This is a genomic window from Streptomyces sp. NPDC001292 (genome assembly GCF_042896465.1).
GTDB lineage: Bacteria > Actinomycetota > Actinomycetes > Streptomycetales > Streptomycetaceae > Streptomyces.
On sequence record NZ_JBIAXG010000026.1, the window covers coordinates 77,198 to 95,346 of the forward strand.

General features: G+C 73.1%; 18 protein-coding genes. 16 read left to right on the plus strand and 2 right to left on the minus strand.

All coding sequences use genetic code 11. The features are described 5' to 3' along the window. Nucleotides 1-794: 794 nt before the first annotated feature. From ACFY4A_RS25360 to ACFY4A_RS25385, 6 genes are all read left to right on the plus strand, one after another. Nucleotides 795-2,456, plus strand: coding sequence for a multicopper oxidase family protein (locus ACFY4A_RS25360; protein ID WP_390831647.1), 1,662 nt, complete (start codon nt 795-797; stop codon nt 2,454-2,456). Between the two features lie 172 nt (nt 2,457-2,628). Next, the gene (locus tag ACFY4A_RS25365; RefSeq protein ID WP_390831648.1) at nt 2,629-3,132 is read left to right on the plus strand and encodes a hypothetical protein; all 504 of its coding nucleotides are present in this window, start codon (nt 2,629-2,631) and stop codon (nt 3,130-3,132) included. Nucleotides 3,133-3,322: 190 nt separating this feature from the next. Further along, nucleotides 3,323-3,568: a ferredoxin gene (locus ACFY4A_RS25370; protein WP_390831649.1), complete on the plus strand. Its 246-nt coding sequence runs from the start codon at nt 3,323-3,325 to the stop codon at nt 3,566-3,568. Beyond that, nucleotides 3,558-4,952, plus strand: a complete 1,395-nt coding sequence (locus tag ACFY4A_RS25375) for an NAD(P)/FAD-dependent oxidoreductase (RefSeq protein WP_390831650.1) — start codon at nt 3,558-3,560, stop codon at nt 4,950-4,952. Before ACFY4A_RS25370 ends, ACFY4A_RS25375 begins: the two co-directional genes overlap by 11 nt. Nucleotides 4,953-5,003: 51 nt before the next feature. Then, nucleotides 5,004-6,242 (plus strand): cytochrome P450, encoded by a 1,239-nt coding sequence (locus tag ACFY4A_RS25380; RefSeq protein WP_390831651.1) that lies wholly within the window; start codon nt 5,004-5,006, stop codon nt 6,240-6,242. A gap of 438 nt (nt 6,243-6,680) precedes the next feature. Then, on the plus strand, nt 6,681-7,157 hold the full coding sequence (locus ACFY4A_RS25385; protein ID WP_390831652.1) for a hypothetical protein: 477 nt from the start codon (nt 6,681-6,683) through the stop codon (nt 7,155-7,157). A gap of 32 nt (nt 7,158-7,189) precedes the next feature. On the opposite strand, the gene ACFY4A_RS25390 is transcribed toward ACFY4A_RS25385, so the two are convergent. Next, a complete protein-coding gene (locus ACFY4A_RS25390; RefSeq protein ID WP_390831653.1) occupies nt 7,190-8,200 on the minus strand; it encodes an aminoglycoside phosphotransferase family protein in 1,011 nt (336 codons plus the stop codon). A 249-nt stretch (nt 8,201-8,449) separates the two neighbouring features. Here ACFY4A_RS25390 and ACFY4A_RS25395 point away from each other — a divergent pair, with 249 nt between their 5' ends. The 5 genes from ACFY4A_RS25395 to ACFY4A_RS25415 all read left to right on the plus strand — a co-directional run bounded on the left by ACFY4A_RS25395 (nt 8,450) and on the right by ACFY4A_RS25415 (nt 14,657). Beyond that, nucleotides 8,450-9,613 carry a glutamate--cysteine ligase gene (locus ACFY4A_RS25395; RefSeq protein WP_390831654.1) on the plus strand — a complete coding sequence of 388 codons (1,164 nt, stop codon included), beginning with the start codon at nt 8,450-8,452 and terminating at the stop codon, nt 9,611-9,613. Nucleotides 9,614-9,717: 104 nt separating this feature from the next. After that, nucleotides 9,718-9,858, plus strand: coding sequence for a hypothetical protein (locus ACFY4A_RS25400; protein ID WP_390831655.1), 141 nt, complete (start codon nt 9,718-9,720; stop codon nt 9,856-9,858). Beyond that, nucleotides 9,858-11,642, plus strand: a complete 1,785-nt coding sequence (locus ACFY4A_RS25405) for an N-acetylglutaminylglutamine amidotransferase (protein ID WP_390831656.1) — start codon at nt 9,858-9,860, stop codon at nt 11,640-11,642. Before ACFY4A_RS25400 ends, ACFY4A_RS25405 begins: the two co-directional genes overlap by 1 nt. Further along, entirely contained in the window at nt 11,615-14,188 is a 2,574-nt protein-coding gene (locus ACFY4A_RS25410; RefSeq protein ID WP_390831657.1) for a prolyl oligopeptidase family serine peptidase, read from the plus strand. The genes ACFY4A_RS25405 and ACFY4A_RS25410 overlap by 28 nt, the downstream gene beginning before the upstream one ends. Nucleotides 14,189-14,267: 79 nt before the next feature. Further along, nucleotides 14,268-14,657 (plus strand): hypothetical protein, encoded by a 390-nt coding sequence (locus ACFY4A_RS25415; RefSeq protein ID WP_390831658.1) that lies wholly within the window; start codon nt 14,268-14,270, stop codon nt 14,655-14,657. 20 nt (nt 14,658-14,677) lie between these two features. Here the strand turns inward: ACFY4A_RS25415 and ACFY4A_RS25420 are convergent, their stop codons facing one another. Continuing rightward, nucleotides 14,678-14,971: a hypothetical protein gene (locus ACFY4A_RS25420; RefSeq protein WP_390831659.1), complete on the minus strand. Its 294-nt coding sequence runs from the start codon at nt 14,969-14,971 to the stop codon at nt 14,678-14,680. 493 nt (nt 14,972-15,464) lie between these two features. On the opposite strand from ACFY4A_RS25420, the gene ACFY4A_RS25425 reads away from it, so the two are divergent. Genes ACFY4A_RS25425 through nrfD form a run of 5 tightly spaced genes read left to right on the plus strand, consistent with a single transcriptional unit; the run spans nt 15,465 to nt 18,085 of the window. Next, nucleotides 15,465-15,647 (plus strand): hypothetical protein, encoded by a 183-nt coding sequence (locus ACFY4A_RS25425; protein WP_390831660.1) that lies wholly within the window; start codon nt 15,465-15,467, stop codon nt 15,645-15,647. A gap of 18 nt (nt 15,648-15,665) precedes the next feature. Further along, nucleotides 15,666-15,830: a hypothetical protein gene (locus tag ACFY4A_RS25430; RefSeq protein ID WP_390831661.1), complete on the plus strand. Its 165-nt coding sequence runs from the start codon at nt 15,666-15,668 to the stop codon at nt 15,828-15,830. Then, nucleotides 15,827-15,994, plus strand: a complete 168-nt coding sequence (locus ACFY4A_RS25435; RefSeq protein WP_390831662.1) for a hypothetical protein — start codon at nt 15,827-15,829, stop codon at nt 15,992-15,994. The genes ACFY4A_RS25430 and ACFY4A_RS25435 overlap by 4 nt, the downstream gene beginning before the upstream one ends. A 16-nt stretch (nt 15,995-16,010) precedes the next feature. After that, the gene (locus ACFY4A_RS25440) at nt 16,011-17,057 is read left to right on the plus strand and encodes a 4Fe-4S dicluster domain-containing protein (protein WP_390831663.1); all 1,047 of its coding nucleotides are present in this window, start codon (nt 16,011-16,013) and stop codon (nt 17,055-17,057) included. Then, complete coding sequence (nrfD, locus tag ACFY4A_RS25445; protein ID WP_390831664.1) at nt 17,054-18,085, plus strand: NrfD/PsrC family molybdoenzyme membrane anchor subunit; 1,032 nt, start codon at nt 17,054-17,056, stop codon at nt 18,083-18,085. Before ACFY4A_RS25440 ends, nrfD begins: the two co-directional genes overlap by 4 nt. Nucleotides 18,086-18,149 lie beyond the last annotated feature (64 nt).

The following is an 18,149-nucleotide window of genomic DNA, read 5'->3' on the forward strand; positions in this document are numbered from 1 at the left end:
CGGCGCCGACTCCTCGTCACCGAGGAGGACGGATTCCGTCCCTACCGCCTTCACCACCCTGTTCACGGCCTTGTTCACGGCCTGCACATACCCCCCTTCCGGCCGGGCACGAACCCGGCCTTCGTGTCGGCTCCGTCACACGCGCGACCGCCCGCCTCGGCGGCGCACCGGGCGGGAAACGGCGGCGGCCTCGCCGCGTCCACGGACCCGTTGCCGGCCTGGCCGCCACCGTCGGCGCCCTGCTTCGGTTCCTGCTGCCCGTCCCCTCGCCGGCTCCGGTCCCGGCCGTTCCGCTCCGGGTCCTCTGCGCGTGTTACGTCTCACCGAACTTCTCCCACGCGTCGCGGCCGGCCAGGAATGTGAATCCCCCCGCCCGTACGGAGTTCGCCCAGGGGATGTTCAAGCGCCTCACGAATTGCCCCGCATCGCACGGCCGGCGACGATCAGGGCGCCGTGGATCACCATGTGGTACGAACGCCCGTTCGGCGGGCAAGACGAAAGCCCCACTCCCATGATGGGAATGGGGCTCGCCCACGAGCGCCGGGCAGGCCTCGCACCTGCATCTCCCCGCAGGAAGCGGGGCGTCCTTCCTTGGACCACCAACGCACAGCCGATCACCGGGAGTTCCGGTGACTCGCTCAAGATCGAGCATAGCGCAGACACCCGGACCCGGCACGTCGCCGCGCGGGCCGTGGGCCGTATCGCCCCGCCGCCAAGGCGATGGTGGCCGAGATCGCCAGACGCGCCGCGCCAGTTCTCCCACATATCGGCGCAAAACGTGTGTTATTCGAGTCATGCACACATATACGCGGCGCACCTTGCTCAATGCCTCGGTCACGGCTGCCGCTTCGGGACTCCTGACCGCCTGCTCCGGGGCCGACTCCCACTCGGAGCCCGGCCCGCACTCGGGGTCCGCGCAGGGCGCGGGGCGGAGCTCGGGGTCCGCGCGGGGTCCCGGCACCATCGACGGTTTCCGCCCGTTCGTGCCCAAGGGGCCCAAGGGGTACGTGAACCCGTCCGACCCGGAGGTCCTGGCCGCCGAACGCAAGCGCGGGTCCGGGCCGGTGCGCACATACCGGTTCACCGCCCGGGAGACGTCGTTCGACCTGGCCGGCAAGACCGTCAGGACCTGGGCGTACAGCGACAGGATCCCCGGCGAGGTGGTCCGGGCCACCGCGGGTGACATCCTCGACTTCACGCTCGTCAACCGCCTGCCCGTGGGGACGACGATGCACTCGCACGGTGTGCGCCTGCGCTGCGACATGGACGGCGTGCCGGAGCTGACCCAGAAGACCATCAAGCCCGGCTCGGAGTTCAACTACCGCTTCGTCGTGTCCCACCCCGGCACGTACCTGCTGCATTCGCACGAGGGCATGCAGCTCGACCGCGGCCTGTACGCACCGCTGATCATCGACGACCCCAGGGAGCCCTTGTCGTACGACAAGGAGTGGGTGGTGGTCCTGGACGACTGGGTGGACGGCCTGGCCGGTTCCACTCCGGACGCCGTGCTCGCGCAGCTGCAGAAGGTCAAAGGCCCCGTTCCCAAGCGCATGGGCGGCATGGACATGGGCCGCGGCCACGGCGGGCATTCGGCCCCGCGCGGCTCGTCGCACGGCCCCGATCGCATCCTGCGGGGCGGTCTCAGCCGCATGCTGCAAGGCATGGGCGGCAACGTCGACTACCCCTACTACCTGATCAACGGCCGTGTCCCGCACGCTCCATCGGTCTTCCGGGCCCGTCCCGGCGACCGCATCCGGGTGCGGTTCATCAACGCGGGTGCCGACACCGCCTTCCGAGTGGCCCTGGGCGGCCACGAGATGACGGTGACGCACACGGACGGCTACCCGGTCGAGCACCGTGCGACGGAGGCGCTGGTGATCGGCATGGCAGAACGCTACGACGTCGTCATCACCGCCAAGGACGGGGTGTTCCCCCTGGTCGCGCTGGCCGAGGGCAAGGACGCGCGCGCCCTGGCCGTACTGAACACCGGAAAGTCAAAGGACCTGCCCGCGCCCTCCGTCCACCCCGACGAGCTGGACGGCCGCTTCATGCCCGCCCACAAGCTGGTCCCCGCCGACTCGGTGGCGTTCTCCGACGACAAGCCGGACCGCGAGATCCAGATCAAACTGACCGGCAACATGAAGTGGTACGACTGGAGCTTCGACCGCAGACCGTACTCGGTCGAGCAACGCCATCCGGTCCGCCAGGGCGAGCGGGTCAGGATCACCTTCTTCAACCGCACCGGCATGTGGCACCCCCTGCACCTGCACGGGCACACCTTCGCCATCACCGGCCCGGACGGCGGCGGAGCCCGCAAGGACACCGCGATCGTGCTGCCGCAGGACAGGCTGGTGGTGGACTTCTACGCCGACAACCCGGGCCTGTGGATGCTCCACTGCCACAACCAGTACCACTCCGAGTCCGGGATGATGACCATCCTCGGCTACCGCAAGTGACCGATGCGCCCGAGCGGCCGCTTCGGACGCCGCGCGCGGCCGGGCTGGCCGGGGTGCTGTTCGCGCTGCTGCTCGCGGCGGCGATCGTCCTGATCCGGCTGGGGATTCCCGAGGGCGCGGGCGCGGTCACCTTCCAGGAGTCCACCGACTCCGCGCGGCGCGGTGCGGTGCGGTGCGGGCGGCACTGGCTCTGGTGCCGTTCGCCGGCAACTTCTTCCTGTGGTTCACCGGCGTGGTACGCGCCCATGTCGGGGACGCGGAGGACAAGTTCCTGGCGACCGTCTTCCTCGGCAGCGGACTGGTGTTCGTGGCCGCGATGTCCGGGGCGGCCGCGGCCGCCGACGCGGTGCTGGCGGTCGCGCATCCGCCCGGTGCGTCCGGCGGGCCCGCCGCCTGGGACTTCGGCCGCCACTTCGCGTACACGCTGATGACCGGGTACGCGATGCGGATGGCGGCGGTCTTCGCGTGCTCGCTGTCGGTGATGGGGCACCGGCTGGGGGTGCTGCCGCGGTGGCTGACGCTGCTGGGGCTGCTCACCGCCCTGGTGCTGCTGCTCGCCGCGTCGAACGTGCCGTGGGCCGAGCTGGTGTTCCCCGCGTGGGCGCTCGTTCTCAGCGCGCACATCCTGCTGGCCGGCGGCCGCCGGGCGCGGCCCCGGACCGTGCCTGCCGTTTGACGCTGCTCCCGACAGGGCCGCGCGGCCCCCGTCACCCCTTCGCCGCGCGGCCCCCGTCACCCCTTCGGCGGGTCCTGGCGCGCGGGGACGGCACCGGAGCTTCGATCCTGACGTGGGATGACCGCCGTCCGAGGGTGCCCGCCGAGCGGGTGGTTCCCGAGGACCTGGCCGCCGGAAGGGCGGGTCGCCAATGAGGCTTGTCGTCGATCTCAACAAGTGCCAGGGATACGCGCAGTGCGCGTTCCTCGCGCCGGGCGTGTTCACCATGCACGGCGAGGAGTCGCTGGTCTACAACCCGCGGGCCCGCACGGAGCAGCGGGAGAAGGTCGCGCGCGCCGTCGCGGCGTGCCCGGTGCAGGCGATCATGGCGGAGGGCCTGCACGACACGGGCGAGGAGCCCGTCGGCGCCGGGCGGGAGGCCTCCGATGCCCGCTGAGGCGTTCCACGAGTGGCTCGGACGCGAAGGCCGGATCGTGATCGTCGGTGCCTCGCTGGCGGGACTCAGAGCCGCCGAGACGCTGCGTGCCGAAGGGTTCGCCGGATCGCTCACCATGATCGGTGACGAGCCCTACGAGCCGTACGACCGTCCCCCGCTGTCCAAGGCGGTGCTGCTCGGCAAGGCGTCCCCGGACCACACCGAGCTGCCCCGGCGCCGGGACATCGACGCGACCTGGCGGCTCGGGGTCGCGGCAGCGGGCCTGGACATGGCGGGCAAGCGGGTGCGGCTGGCCGACGGCGAAGAGGTGCCCTACGACCGGCTGCTGATCGCGACCGGTGTGCGCGCCCGGCCCTGGCCGAAGGACGACGAGGCCCAGCTGGATGGGGTGCTCGTGCTGCGCACCCGGAACGACGCGGTCCGTCTGCACCGGCGGATGAAGGCCCCGCCCCGCCGCGTACTGGTCATCGGGGCCGGCTTCACCGGTTCGGAGATCGCCTCGGCGTGCCGGGACCAGGGCATCACGGTCACGGTCGCGGAGCGGGCCGACGCTCCCCTGGTGGGCGCGCTCGGCGGGGTGATCGGCTCGGTGGCCGCGGAGCTGCACCGCGAGAACGGGGTGGACCTGCGCACCGGCATCATGGTCACCGGCCTGGAGGGGGACGCGACGGGCCGGGTGCGGGCCGCGCACCTGTCCGACGGCAGTGTCGTCGAGACGGACCTGGTGGTCGTCTCGCTGGGCGCGACCCGCAACACCGACTGGCTGGCCGGCTCCGGGCTGGGTGCCGGCCCCCGAGGCATCGCCTGCGACGCGGGCTGCCGGGCCTTCGACTTCCGGGGCATCGTCACCGACGACATCTACGTCGCCGGTGACGTAGCCCGCTCCCCGCATCCGCTGTTCGGCTACCAGTTCCTGTCCCTGGAGCACTGGGGCAACGCCGTCGCCCAGGCCGAGGTGGCCGCGCACAACATGATCAGCGCCAGCGCCGACCGGCGCCCGCACATGTGGGTGCCCGCCTTCTGGTCCTCGCAGTTCGGCGTGAACATCAAGTCGGTCGGCGTACCGTCCATGGGCGAGGAGGTCATGATCACCCAGGGGTCGCTGACCGAGCGGCGGTTCGTCGGGGTGTACGGCTACCAGGGCCGTGTGATCGCCGCCGTGAGCTTCGACAACACGCGGTGGCTGGAGTTCTACCAGCGGCTGATCGAGACGGGCGCGCCGTTCCCGGTGGAGTTCACGACGGTGGACCGCCGGCCCGAGGGCCGCAAGCCGGTGCCGGCCGACTTCCCCGACCCGTCGCTGCCGACGCACGGCCCGACCGTGACCCTCAGCGGTTACTCCCCGGCCGACCGGCAGCTGGTCTTCAGGCCGGCCCGCCACTGAACCGGCGCGCCCCGACTCCCATCCCGGACCTCAACGCCCCAAGGACCCGACATGACGCACGCCCCGCTCCTGCGCCGGATCACCGACTACGCCAACCGCGCCAACCCGTATCCCCTCTACGAGGAGCTGCGCAAGACACCGGTGCTGCACGAGGAGGAGGACGGCCCCTACGTCGTGAGCTCGTACTACGACATCCTCGGCCTGCTCCACGACCCGAGGGTCAGCTCCGACGCCGCCAACCTCACCGCCGCCGGCGCGGACGAGCTGTCGGGACCGGAGGCCACGGGGCTGCCGCCGAGCTTCATCAGGCTCGACCCGCCCGAGCACGACCGGCTGCGGCGGATCGCCAACAGCTCCTTCGGCCCGCCGCACCGGCCCCACCGGATCGATTCCATGAGCGGGGAACTCAGCGGGATCATCACCGAGCTCATCGACGGCTTCGGCGACGCCCGGGAGATCGACATCGTCGACCAGTTCGCCTACCCCTTCCCGGTGACGGTGATCTGCCGGCTGCTCGGAGTGCCGCGCGAGGACGAGCCGCGCTTTCGCACCTGGGTGGACCCGATCGTCGCCGCCCTGGACCCGGAGACCCGGCAGCGCACCGACGACGACTTCCAGCGCGCCGCGCAGGAGGCCCGGATGCAGCTGGGCATGTACCTGGCCGGTCTGGTCGAGCAGCGCACCAAGGAGCCCCACGACGACCTGCTGTCCGACCTGGCGGCCAGTCACGGCCCGGACGGGACGATGTCGATGATGGAGGTGCTCAGCACAGCGGTGCTGCTGCTGATCGCGGGCCACGAGACGACGGTCAACCTCATCACCAACGGCATGCTCACCCTGCTGCGCCACCCGGAGCATCTGCACCGGCTGCGCGAGGATCCGGGACTGTCCGTCAGGATCGTGGAGGAGCTGCTGCGTTACGAGCCTCCGGTGCAGCTGGTGCCGCAGCGCACCTGTGTCGCCGACATCGAGCTGCGCGGGGTCTCGATTCCCAAGGGTTCGCGGATCTGGCTGATGCTCGCCGCGGGCAACCGGGACCCGGAGCGTTTCCCGGATCCCGACCGGTTCGACCCCGACCGCGAGGACATCGAGCACCTCGGCTTCGGCAGCGGCATCCACATCTGCTTCGGCGCGCCGCTGGCCCGGCGGGAGGCGCAGCTCGCACTGGCGGAACTCGCCCGCCGCCTGGACAACCCCCGCCTGGTGGAGGATCCGCCGCCCTATCGGCAGAACGCGGTGCTGCGCGGTCCGCGCCATCTGAAGGTCGCCATCGACTCGGTGCGTTCGTAGAGACACAACCCACGGCCCGGATCTGGAGCCGACCCCAAATCCAACCGACCCCAAATCCAACTCTCGCTACAGCCTGTGCGGGCCCAAGAACGGGAAAAGAGTCTGGACAGATTTAAAAAATAGGACAAAATGGTCCGTATCCCCCCACACCACCGCTTCGAGGAGCCGCCCCCGTATGGCGTACGGAGCCGACCACAACGCCACCCCGCCTCCCCACCCCGATCTGGGGCTGGCCCGCGACTGCGAGGACTGCCTGGGTTGGGGAACCGTCGTCACGCATGACGGTCACCACGAATTGTGCGCCACCTGCCAGCAGGACGCGGAGGACGACGACCCGCCACTCGACACGGACGCGGCGCCGCCCCGCACGAGTGGTACGTCGCCCGACTCGGTCGTAGCGTCATTAAGGAGCCAGGACGTCGTCGGCCGGGAGCGGACATGGGGAGACACACAGTGAGGACAGCGGTCGCGCTCTGCGCCGCGGGGCTGCTCACGGCCGGCGTGGGAACGGCCTCCGCCGCACCGGCGGCCTCCCACGGGGACACGCGCTCGGCGCACGCCGTGCAGCGGACGGGCGGGCAGCCGGTGCTCGTCGACTGCCTGTGGAAGCCACGGCACCGACCCGGCACGTTCATCCTCGCCTGCGGTGACGGCAACAGCGTCCTGTCCTCGTTGCGGTGGTCGCAGTGGAACGAACGGTCCGCGACGGCCAGGGGCTTCAACCTAGTCAACGACTGCAAGCCCTACTGCGCGGCCGGAAGGTTCCACGCGTATCCGGTGATCGTGCGGCTGGGCAGCCCGGCGCCCTGGAAGAAGCGCCCGGAGGTGCGGCACTTCACCCGGCTGAGCCTGTTCTTCACGGCGGCCCGGCCGGAGGGCTTCCCGCGGGTGCAGACCTATCCCCTCTGGGACTGATCCGGCCGCCCCACGGGCCTGATTCATCGGGTTCACAAGGGCGGCTCGTTGAAGAGTTCCAGCAGCCAGCGCGCGCTCTCCGCGCTGCCGGGAGTGCCGGCGCCGCCGCCGGACACGGACGGGAAGACACGGCCCCAGGAACAGGCCCGGGCCAGAGCGGCGAGCCGCCAGGCCAGTGTCACCGCGCGGGTGAGTTCCGCTCGGCTGCGGCCCGCGCCGGTCCACGGCTCCAGGTAGGCCTCCCGCAGCCGGGGCAGTACCTCCGGTCCGTGCCGGGCCCGGGCCGAGCGGGCGGGGACGAGCAGGCTGCAGAACGGATGGGAGACCACGGCGTCGCCCCAGTCGAAAAAGGTGAACCGTCCCGGTTCCGGTTGGAAGAGCTGGCCCTCGTGCAGGTCCGCGTGGTCGAGGGAGTCCGGGACGCCGACGGCCGCGAGCTCCTCGCACCAGGCGACGAGGCGCGGCCGGAGGCCGTCGAGTGCGCGCCGGTCGTCCGGCCGCAGCGCGGAACTCTCCGCGAGGACCCGGTCGAAGAGGTCGGGCAGGGCGCGGGTGCGTGCGCTGGGCACGCCCAGCCGTTCCATCCGCCGTGCGTGTGCGACGAGGGTGTGCTGAAGGCCGGCGTACTGGCGCAGCAGGTCCTCCCAGACACGCGGACCGGCCCGCCCGTCGTCGAGCGCGGTCCGCAGCAGTTCTCCGCCGTCGGGCAGCAGCGTCCAGGCGCGGCCGTGGTCCACGGCGAGCGGCTCCAGCACGTGCTGCGGCGCCCAGCGCGTCAGCGCCGCGGTCAGTGGTCCTTCGAAGGCGCTGTCCGGCGGATTGGCCTTGAACCACACGGCGCCGCGCCCCTCGACCGGTACGCGGACCAGGACGGACCACGGCCGCAGCCGTACTCTCAGCTCCCCCACCACACGCAGTCCCCGCGCGGCGAGTTCGCCGTCCACCCACTCCAGGGCGGCGCCCCGCCAGGCCGCTTCCTCCCACGGTGTGACCGCGTCCGGGTGCCTGCCCCGGTCCACGGTCGTCGACGTCCGGTCCCGCATCGCGCCATCCCAGCATCGCGCCCGCCGGACCGCCACGGATTTTCCTCCGCCGGCCCGGCTCAGCCTCCCGGGCACTGCCCTGGACAGGGTGCCGGGCGCGCGGACGGGGACGGCCGCACGACATCGGAGGCGGCCGCGAGGCTTGTGAAGGTCCCGGTCTGGGCACTCGGAGGTCCCGGAGCCGCGGTGGTCCCCAGCGGGACCCGAACGCGGCGGCGGGTGATCATCCAGGCAAGGGGAGAACGTGACGTGACGCTGCGCATCGGGGCAGAGGAAGAGTTCCACGTGCTGGACGTGGAGAGCGGTCGGCTGGTGCCACGCGCCCGCGCCGTACTGGACCGGCTACGCAGGCCCGGATTCACCACCGAACTCCACCAGTCCGTCGTGGAGGCCAACAGCTCGGTGCACGACACCCTCGACGCCCTCCTCGCGGACCTGGCCCGGTCACGGCGGCTGCTGGACGCGGCGACCTCCTCGCTCGGCCTCGCCGCGGTGGCCGCCGGCACCGTGCCGCTGGCACGGGTGAGCTCCGGCAACGTCACCCCCGGGCGCCGCTACCGGCACATGGCCGACGAGTACCGCAGGGTCGCCGACGAGCAGCTCATCTGCAGCGCGCAGGTGCACGTCGACATACCGGACCGGGACACCGCCGTACGCGCCATGTGCCTGGTCGCGCCGTGGCTGCCGCCGCTGCTCGCGCTGTCGGCCAGTTCGCCGTTCTGGCTCGGCACGGACACCGGCTACGCGAGTTGGCGGACGATGCTGTGGCAGCGCTGGCCGACCGCCGGACCACCCGGCTGCTACGCCGACGCCGCCGCGTACGACGCGGCGCTGGAGGAGCTGATCAGCTCGGGCGTCATCGGCGACGCCGGCATGATGTACCACGACGTACGGCCCTCCGCGCACCAGCGCACGCTGGAGCTGCGGATCTGCGACGCCTGCCCGCGCGTGGAGACGGTCGTGCTGGTCGCGGGGCTGTTCCGGGCGCTGGTCCGGGACGCGTGCGACCGGCTGGCCCGCGGGGACGGTGGCCGGTGCGACGGCCACCACGAGTGGCTGCGGGCCGCCGGCTGGCGTGCCGCCCGCTCGGGCCTGGAAGGCGCGCTGGTCGACCCGGTCACCCGGCGCGCGGCCCCCGCCCCCGACGTGCTGCGCGGCATGGCGACCCGGCTGCGCCCCGCGCTGGAGGCGTCCGGCGACTGGGAGACCGTGCACGAACTTCTCACCCGGGCTCTGGCCTGCGGCAGTGCCGCGCACCGGCTGCGGCGGGCGGCCGAGGACGAGGACCTGCTCGCCAGCATCGACCTGATGGTCGCCGAGACCCGCGGCGTCGCCGGCCCGCGCGCGGTCGCGCCGGCCCGCCCCGTCCGCAGCCCCCGTCCCAGCCCGATCGCCGGAGGCGCCGGAACCTGACGGGCCCTTCTCATCCCGGCCCGACCCGCCTCATCCCGGCCCGACCCGCGCGCCGCCGCCACCGGCGGTGCCCGACGACCGTCCCCAGGAGAGTGGTCATCGCCATGTCCCCCGTCCCCGCCCCCGCAGCCACCGCCGACTGCCCGGCCGTCCCGGCCTCCGTCGCAACCCCGCGCGCCTCCGTCACCGACGGCAGACCCCCTGCGGCGGCCGAGGAGGCCGCCGCGGAAGGGAGGGCCGTCTGATGTGCGGGCTCAGCGGCGAGGTGCGGTTCGACGGCCGGCAGCCCGGCCTGGCCGCGGTCGAGCGCATGACCGACCGGCTCGCGCCCCGCGGGCCCGACGGCCGCGGGCTGTGGTCGCAGGGCCCCGTCGCCCTCGGCCACCGGCGACTGAAGATCATCGACCTGACGGACAGCGGCGCGCAGCCGATGACCGACCTCCGGGCGCGGGTCGTCGGCGTGTTCAACGGGTGCGTCTACAACTACCGTGAGCTGCGCCACGAGTTGGCCTCGCGGGGCCATCAGTTCTTCTCGGAGTCCGACACCGAGGTGGTCCTGAAGGCGTACCGGGAGTGGGGCACCTCCTGCGTCGAGCACTTCGTCGGCATGTTCGCCTTCGTGATCGTCGAGCAGGACAGCGGGCGGGTCGTCCTGGCCCGCGACCGGCTGGGCATCAAGCCGCTGTACCTCGCGGAGTCGCCCGGACGGCTCCGGTTCGCCTCCTCGCTGCCCGCGCTGCTGGCGGCCGGCGGCGTGGACACCTCCGTCGACCCCGTCGCACTGCACCAGTACCTCAGCTGGCACGCGACCGTGCCCGCGCCCCGCACCGTCCTCAACGGCGTGCGCAAACTGCCGCCGGCCACCGTCCGGGTCGTCGAGCCGGACGGCACGTACCACGACCACTGCTACTGGCAGCCGGCCTACACCCGCCGCCCCGAGTACGCCGGTCTGAGCGCGGAGGACTGGACGGACGCGGTACTGGAGGCGCTGCGCACGGCCGTGCGGCGCCGGATGGTCGCCGACGTGCCGGTGGGTGTGCTGCTGTCGGGCGGCCTGGACTCCAGCCTCATCGTGGCGCTGCTGGCCGACGAGGGGCAGTGCGACCTGGCCACCTTCAGCGTCGGCTTCGAGTCCGAAGGAGGCGAGGAGGGCGACGAGTTCCACTACTCCGACCTCGTGGCACGGCGCTTCGGCACCGACCACCACCAGCTGATGGTCCCCTCCGACCGGGTCTCGCAGTCCCTGGAGAGTGCTGTCATGGCCATGAGCGAACCCATGACCAGCCACGACGCGGTCGCCTTCCACCTGCTGTCCGAGCAGGTGGCCAAGGAGGTCAAGGTCGTGCAGAGCGGTCAGGGCGCCGACGAGGTCTTCGCCGGCTACCACTGGTACCCGGCGATGGCGCGCGTGCCCCGGCACCACGCGGCCGACACGTACGCCGAGACGTACTTCGACCGGCCGCACGCCGACCTCGCGCGCATGCTGGACCCCTCGGTGCTCCCCGGCCATGACGTGTCCGGCGACTTCGTGCGGGCGCACATGGCCGCGCCGGGCGCCGAGACCGCGCTGGACGCGGATCTGCGGCTGGACACCCACGTGATGATGGTCGACGACCCGGTCAAGCGGGTGGACAACATGACCATGGACTGGGGTCTGGAGGCCCGCGTGCCGTTCCTCGACCACGAACTGGTCGAGTTGGCCGCCGCCTGCCCGCCCGGACTCAAGCTCGCGGACGGCGGGAAAGGGGTCCTGAAGGCTGCGGGCCGCACGGTGCTGCCGCGGGAGGTCGTCGACCGGCCCAAGGGCTACTTCCCCGTCCCGGCGATCAAGCACATGGCCGCACCGGTACTGCTACGCGTCCGCGAGGCTCTCTCCGCCCCCGAGGCGCGGGCCCGCGGCCTGTTCCGCCAGAGTTACGTCGACGAGTTGCTCGCCGCGCCGGACGCCCACCGCACCAAACGCGGGGCGAACGCGCTGTGGCAGGTTGCTTTGCTGGAAATATGGCTGCAGACCCACGGAATCCACTGACCGGCACACCCTCACCACCGCTTCCGGCCGGGGACGCGGGGGGTGCGCGAGCTGCCCCGCCGAGTGACACGCCGGGGGGACCACGCCCCGGTTCGGTCGGACGCGGGGCGGACCCCGCGTGGAGCCAGGCCGTGGCGGCGGACGGGGGGCGGGGGGGCCGGGCAGAGGATGCGGCGCACCAGTCGCGTACGAAACCGGCGGAGCGCGGAGCGGACCGGCCGCGCACCGCCGGGGAGGGGCACGGGGCGCATCCCGTGCGTACCTCGTCCGCAGGGCGGGCCGGGAGCCGGCCGCATCCAGCGGGGGGCATCACGGGCCGGCCGCACCCCTCGGAGGGCGTGGCCGGGCAGTCGTCGACGACACCGTCAGGTCCCGGTCTGGAGCGCTCGGTTCCCGGCCGGGTGGGTGGCGGTGGGGCGCAGGCCGCGCCCGAGGTCGTGTTGGTGCCCGACACGGCCCTGCCGCTCGACGCGGTGCCGCGGGTGCTCGTCTCGCACGGATGCTGGTACCCCTCGGTCGACCCTGGTGGACGGTATGTCGCGTTCATCTGCGACCGGGGCGGGGTGCCTCAGTTGTGGGCGGGCCCGGTCGACGGCGACGACGTGCACCTGCTGGACACCGGGCTGGATCCGGTGACCGAGGTCGCCTGGTCCCCCGACGGGCGGTGGATCGCGTACACCACCGCACCTGGCGGCAGCGAGCACACGCGCGTGTTGTGCGTACGCCCCGACGGCACGGGGCGGCGAGTCCTGGCGGGCGGCGAGCCGGGGAGTTCGGCGTACCTCGGCTGCTGGACGCACGACGGTTCGGCGCTCGCCGTGACGGTCGCCGAGGCCCCCGCGTACCTTCCCCAGGCCGGTGCGGAGGGCGGCGCCGGGCTGAGCGGGGCGCTCGGCCCCGGCGCGGGCGCCCCCTTCCCCGCCTCGCTCGCCTCCGGGGCCGCCGTGACGGTCCACCCGGAAGGCTGGACCGCGCGGGACGGCCGCGCCACCCTCCTGGGCGCACCGTCCCGCCCCACCCGGCCGACGACTCGCGTCACCGGTGTCTCCGCCGCCGCCGACCGCGGTACGGCCTCGGCCGAACCCACGCCCAGGACCCTGTCGGCGTATCTCGTCGACCCTGACGGCTCGGCCGCCCCCGTACTGCTGGCAAGCGAACGGGAAGCCGCCACCCTGCGCGTGTGCGACATCAGCAGGGACGGGCGGCTCGCGCTGGTGCGCCGGGGACCGCGGGCGCGGCGGGAGGCCCTGGTCGTGCGCACCCGGGATCTGCGGGTGACCTGCGCGGTGCCGGTCGCCGACGGCGACCCGTGGATCGGCGCGTTCGCGCCGGACGGCCGTACGCTGTGGCTGCGCAGCGACCACGACCGTGAGCACGCCGCCCTGTACGCGCTCGCCCTCGACCGCCGGGGACGGCGGCTCGCCCTGACGGTGGCCGCCCAACGCGAGGAGAGCGGACTGGAGTTGCTGGCCGTGGACCGCGACGGCTGCGGCGCCGTGCTGTCCTGGAACGTGCGCGGGGTCAGCGAGCTGGAGGTGGTCCCGCTGGTCCCGGTACCCGGGGCGGCGCTCGGTCCGTCCCGCTCCGCGCCGCTCCCGCACGAGGTCGTCACCCGTGTGGCCGTCACCGCGGCCCCGGACGCGCCCGTCGTGGCGCTCTCGGGATCGCTGCGCCGGCCGGGCGTGTGGTGGCTGCCCCGGGGCGGCGCGCTGCGCACCCCGTGGTCCTCGCGCGACGAGGACGTCGTCGCCCCCGGCGTCCACCGCCCCGTACGGCCGGTGCCGGTGCGCCCCGTCGCCCGGGACGGACTCGACCTCGGCGGCTGGTACTACCGTGCGCCGGGCCGCTCGCCTCGGGAGCCCGCCCCCTGCGTACTGCATCTGCACGGCGGCCCGGAGGAGCAGGAGCGCCCGGTGTTCGACCCGCTCTACCACGAGCTGCTGGGCCGGGGACTGGACGTCTTCGCCCCCGATGTGCGCGGCTCCTCCGGCTACGGCCGTTCCTTCGTCGACGCGGATCTGGGCAGGGGCAGGTTCGCCGCGATCGACGATGTCGCCGACTGCGCGGCGCACGTCCTCCTGGAGGGCCTGGCCGACCCGCTCCGGCTGGCCGTGATGGGCCACTCCTACGGCGGCTACCTGGTGATGGCGTCCCTCGTGTGGCATCCGGAGTTGTTCCGCACCGGTGTCCCGGTGTGCGGGATGTCGGACTTCGCGACGTTCTTCGCGGGCACCGAGCCGTGGCTGGCGCAGTCGGCCGCGCACAAGTACGGGCACCCGGAACGCGACCGTGAGCTGCTGCACGCGCTGTCGCCGATGAGCCGCATCGACGCGCTGCGCGTGCCGGTGCTGGCCGTGCACGGCGAACACGACACCAACGTGCCGCCGGGCGAGTCCGAGCAGTTCGTGCGGGCGGCCCGGGAGCGCGGGGTGCAGGCGGAACTCCTCGTCCTGCGCGACGAGGGCCACGACTTCCGGCGCGCGGACAACCGCCGCATCTTCCGCAGGACCGCCGCCGACTGGATCCAGCGTCACCTGACCGGCTGACACAGGGGAGGTTTCGACGCCGGCCACCGCGGCAACCTCTTTTCCTCGAGTCCTGGACGCACGGCGACGGGGAGGTGCGATGTGGAAACGCGGTAAGCGCGGACGGCCCTGCGAACCCCTGCCGTTGGAGCTGTGCGACCTGTGCGGTGCCACCTTCCCCGAGGACGAGGCGGTACGCGGCTACGTTCCCGACTCCTCCTGCGTCCATCCCACCAACGACTGGTTCGACGGCCTGCGCCGCGTCACCGCCTGCGGTGCGGCGCACTTCGCGGTCGTCCGGGACGAGTACCGGCGCCGTGACTTCGTGCCGGAGGAGCTGTGGGCCGCCAAGATCGACCGAGCGCTCACCGGTGGCACTCCGGTCATGACGCTGGAGGAGCTCGGACGCCGTACGGGGCTGCACGAGCCGGAGATCCGCCGTGCCGTCGCGTGGCACAACGCACGGCGACGGCAACAGTCGCAGCTCTGAGCCCGGCGGTACACGTGGCTTCAGCCCGGCGGCACGCGTGGCTTCAGCCCGGCGGCACGCGTGGCTTCAGCCCGGCGGCACGCGTGGCTTCGGGCGCTCACGTCGAGCCGAACACGCCGCCGACCGACGCGGCGATCCTCCGCCGCAGGGTGCGTCGTGCGATGCGAGGCAGGGACAGCTAGGTTGGCGTCCTTCGTGCCGATGGCCGGCGCCCGGTCGGGCGGGGTTTCGCCGTCCATCACGAATTCCAGCAGGATTGGCCCGGTGGCCCTCTCGTCCCGCTCGTCGCCGAGCACGCCGACCAGGGCGTCCACCCCTGGACCTGGGCGACCGAAGACCCGGTCCACGCCCCACGCTCGCAGGCGTGCGGCAATGAGTCCACTGACGCCGGACACATGGACCTCCCGCAGCGAAGAGCCGAGGATCGCGGCACCGGGCAGCCCGCTCCCGCCCGGCCAAACCGCTCGTTGATCAACGTCATGCGGACGGCCGTCGCGCCGCCGGCCGGTTCCCCGCCCGCCACACACCCGCGACTTCACGCAGCGGAGAACCGCGCGACACAGGCTGCCGGTGTCCCCGGGCGCGGTTTTGGGCGAGCGGGGTCCGGGCACCCGTGCCAGGCTCGAAACGAGCACCGTGATGCGGGCTTCACGCGGCGGCAGAAAGGCGGGCACGGCGTGGCGGTGGCTGACGGGCACGCATCGACCCAGCCGCCCGCGCGCGGCGAGCGGGTGGCTCACGCGGTCGACAAGCGCCTGCCGCTGTCCATGGCGGGCCGGCAGTTCCTGCGCAAGGCGTTTCCCGACCGTGTACGCCGTGCTGCTGCTGTCGGGCGGTCAGGACGTCCTGTCGTACGTGTTCCACATCCCGTTCGAGCTGTTGACGTACTGCCTGCGCGTCGCGCTGTTCCTGGTGCCGTTCGTGGCCTACCACGCGACCAGTCGGGCCTGCCTCGGGCTCCAGGCGGCCGACCGGCGCCGACTGCTGTAAGGCCGGGTCACGGCGCGGGTGCGGCGCCGGCCCGGAGGCGGACACGAGGAGGCGCGGACCCTGCTGCCGCGCGAGGAGGCGTACCGCATTCTCGCGCACGACGAACCACGGCCCCGCGCGGCGGGTACGGAGGCGCGTGCGCTCGCCGGCCGGGTCGAGGACGTGGCCATGGGCCGCAGTTGATCCATGGACCATGGCGCTGGTTCCGCAGACACCGGATCCGCAAGGCCCTGAGCCGGTGGTGCTTCGCCCAACGCGTGGAGTTGCCCGCCACCGAGTTCCAGCGGCAGCGGATCGAGGTCGCGCGGGCCGGTCCGCGCCAGACCGGGAACACCGATGAGAGCTGAGCGAGGAGGTCCGGACATGACCGACAGCAACACGACGGCGGTGAACGCAGCGGGCGGCGATCCGCCCGCGTCACGGAACCAGTTGTTCGGTCCGCTGCCGAACGTGGCGCAGGCGTCCGGATACACCGACGCCCCGCCCCGGCTGGGCTTCTTCACCGACACCTCCGTGTGCATCGGCTGCAAGGCCTGCGAAGTGGCGTGCAAGGAGTGGAACTCGGTGCCGGAGGACGGCCTCGAGCTGACCGGCATGTCCTATGACAACACCCAGGGACTCGGCGCCGACACCTGGCGGCACGTGGCCTTCATCGAGCAGCGCAAGCCGCTGGGCGGTCAGGAGCCGGGGGCGGGCCACGGCGGGTTCGACGCGTTCGAGGCCGCCCGGCAGCTCGGTTCCACGCCCTCCCCCGGTCCGGGGGTCCCCGTCCCCCCGCCGGGGCCGGCCCCGGCGGGCGCGCCGGCCGGCACGATCTCCCCCGTGTCGCCCGACGGGCGGACCGAGCTGCGCTGGCTGATGTCCTCCGACGTGTGCAAGCACTGCACCCACGCGGCCTGCCTCGACGTGTGTCCCACGGGGGCGCTGTTCCGCACCGAGTTCGGCACCGTCGTGGTCCAGGAGGACGTGTGCAACGGCTGCGGCTACTGCGTGCCCGCCTGCCCGTACGGGGTCATCGACCAGCGCAAGGAGGACGGCCGGGTCTGGAAGTGCACCCTGTGCTACGACCGGCTCGGCGTCGGCATGGAACCGGCCTGCGCCAAGTCGTGCCCCACCGACTCCATCCAGTTCGGCCCCCTGGACGAACTGCGCGAACGGGCGGCCGCCCGGGTGGCGCAGCTCCACGCGGCCGGCGTCACCGACGCCCGGCTGTACGGGGAGAGCCCGGACGACGGGGTCGGCGGCGACGGCGCTTTCTTCCTGCTGCTCGACGAGCCCGAGGTGTACGGCCTGCCGCCGGACCCGGTGGTCACCACCCGGGATCTGCCCGCGATGTGGAAGCACGCGGCGACCGCGGCCGTGTCGCTCGCCGCGCTGGCCGTAGCCACTTTCGTCAGGAGGCCCCGATGAGCGGATCGGACGTCACCCGTGAGGGTGTCGAGGGGGCGCGGCCCGGCCGGGACGCCCCGATCGGCGCCGAAGCCGGGCGCGGGCGGCACAGGCGTCGCCGCGGACGCGGCGAGCAGCCGGTGGTCCCCGAGGCCCGGTTCTCCTCCTACTACGGCAAACCGGTCCTGAAGAAGCCGACCTGGAAGTCCGTCGACATCGCCGGCTACCTCTGCCTCGGTGGGCTCGCCGGGGGCTCGTCGCTGCTGGCCGCCGGGGCGCAGGCCACGGGGCGGCCGGCGCTGGCCCGGACCGCGAAGCTGGGCGCGGCGGGCGCGATCTCCGCCTCGCTGGCCGCGCTCGTGCACGACCTCGGCCGGCCGGCCCGCTTCCTCAACATGCTCCGCGTCCTCAAACCCACCTCGCCGATGAGCGTGGGCTCCTGGCTGCTGGCCGGGTACGCGCCGCTGACGATGGCCGCCGCGGCCACCGATGTCGCCGGCCGCTACCGCGTCCTGGGCGCCGGTGCCACGGCGGGTGCCGCCGTGCTGGGCCCGGCGGTCGCCACCTACACCGCCGTACTGATTTCCGACACGGCGGTGCCCTCGTGGCACGAGGGCTACCGGGAGATGCCCTTCGTGTTCGCCGGTTCCGGCGCCAGTGCGGCCGCCGGGCTGGCGCTGGCCTGCGTGCCGGCGGAGCAGGCGGGGCCCGCGCACCGTATGGCGGTACTCGCGGCCGCGCTGGAGATGGGCGCCTTCCAGCTGATGAAGCGCCGGATGGGCCTGGCCGCCGAACCGTTCGAGCAGGGCAGGGCCAAGCGTCTGCTGCGGACGGCGGAGGTGCTCACGGCGGGCGGCACCGCGCTGGCGATGGTCGCGGGGCGGCGACGGGGCGGCCGCGCGCCGGCCGTGGTGGCCGGGCTGGCCCTGCTGTCCGGCTCCGCCGCGCTCAGGTTCGGCGTGTTCCACGCGGGGGTGGCCTCGGCGGCGGACCCCAAGTACACCGTCCTACCGCAGCGGGAGCGGCTCCAGGCGGCCGGCGCGGACTGACGGGCCTGACGGGCCGACGCGAACCTCACCCTGCCGCCGAGCGAACCCGGCGCCCGACGCGAAC

Excerpts from the sequence above, each read along its gene's own strand:
- ACFY4A_RS25360 (WP_390831647.1), top strand. The coding sequence starts at position 795 with ATGCACACATATACGCGGCGCACCTTGCTCAATGCCTCGGTCACGGCT.
- ACFY4A_RS25370 (WP_390831649.1), top strand. The coding sequence starts at position 3,323 with ATGAGGCTTGTCGTCGATCTCAACAAGTGCCAGGGATACGCGCAGTGC.
- ACFY4A_RS25375 (WP_390831650.1), top strand. The coding sequence starts at position 3,558 with ATGCCCGCTGAGGCGTTCCACGAGTGGCTCGGACGCGAAGGCCGGATC.
- ACFY4A_RS25380 (WP_390831651.1), top strand. The coding sequence starts at position 5,004 with ATGACGCACGCCCCGCTCCTGCGCCGGATCACCGACTACGCCAACCGC.
- ACFY4A_RS25385 (WP_390831652.1), top strand. The coding sequence starts at position 6,681 with ATGGGGAGACACACAGTGAGGACAGCGGTCGCGCTCTGCGCCGCGGGG.
- ACFY4A_RS25390 (WP_390831653.1), bottom strand. The coding sequence starts at position 8,200 with ATGCGGGACCGGACGTCGACGACCGTGGACCGGGGCAGGCACCCGGAC.
- ACFY4A_RS25400 (WP_390831655.1), top strand. The coding sequence starts at position 9,718 with ATGTCCCCCGTCCCCGCCCCCGCAGCCACCGCCGACTGCCCGGCCGTC.
- ACFY4A_RS25405 (WP_390831656.1), top strand. The coding sequence starts at position 9,858 with ATGTGCGGGCTCAGCGGCGAGGTGCGGTTCGACGGCCGGCAGCCCGGC.
- ACFY4A_RS25410 (WP_390831657.1), top strand. The coding sequence starts at position 11,615 with ATGGCTGCAGACCCACGGAATCCACTGACCGGCACACCCTCACCACCG.
- ACFY4A_RS25415 (WP_390831658.1), top strand. The coding sequence starts at position 14,268 with ATGTGGAAACGCGGTAAGCGCGGACGGCCCTGCGAACCCCTGCCGTTG.
- ACFY4A_RS25440 (WP_390831663.1), top strand. The coding sequence starts at position 16,011 with ATGACCGACAGCAACACGACGGCGGTGAACGCAGCGGGCGGCGATCCG.
- nrfD (WP_390831664.1), top strand. The coding sequence starts at position 17,054 with ATGAGCGGATCGGACGTCACCCGTGAGGGTGTCGAGGGGGCGCGGCCC.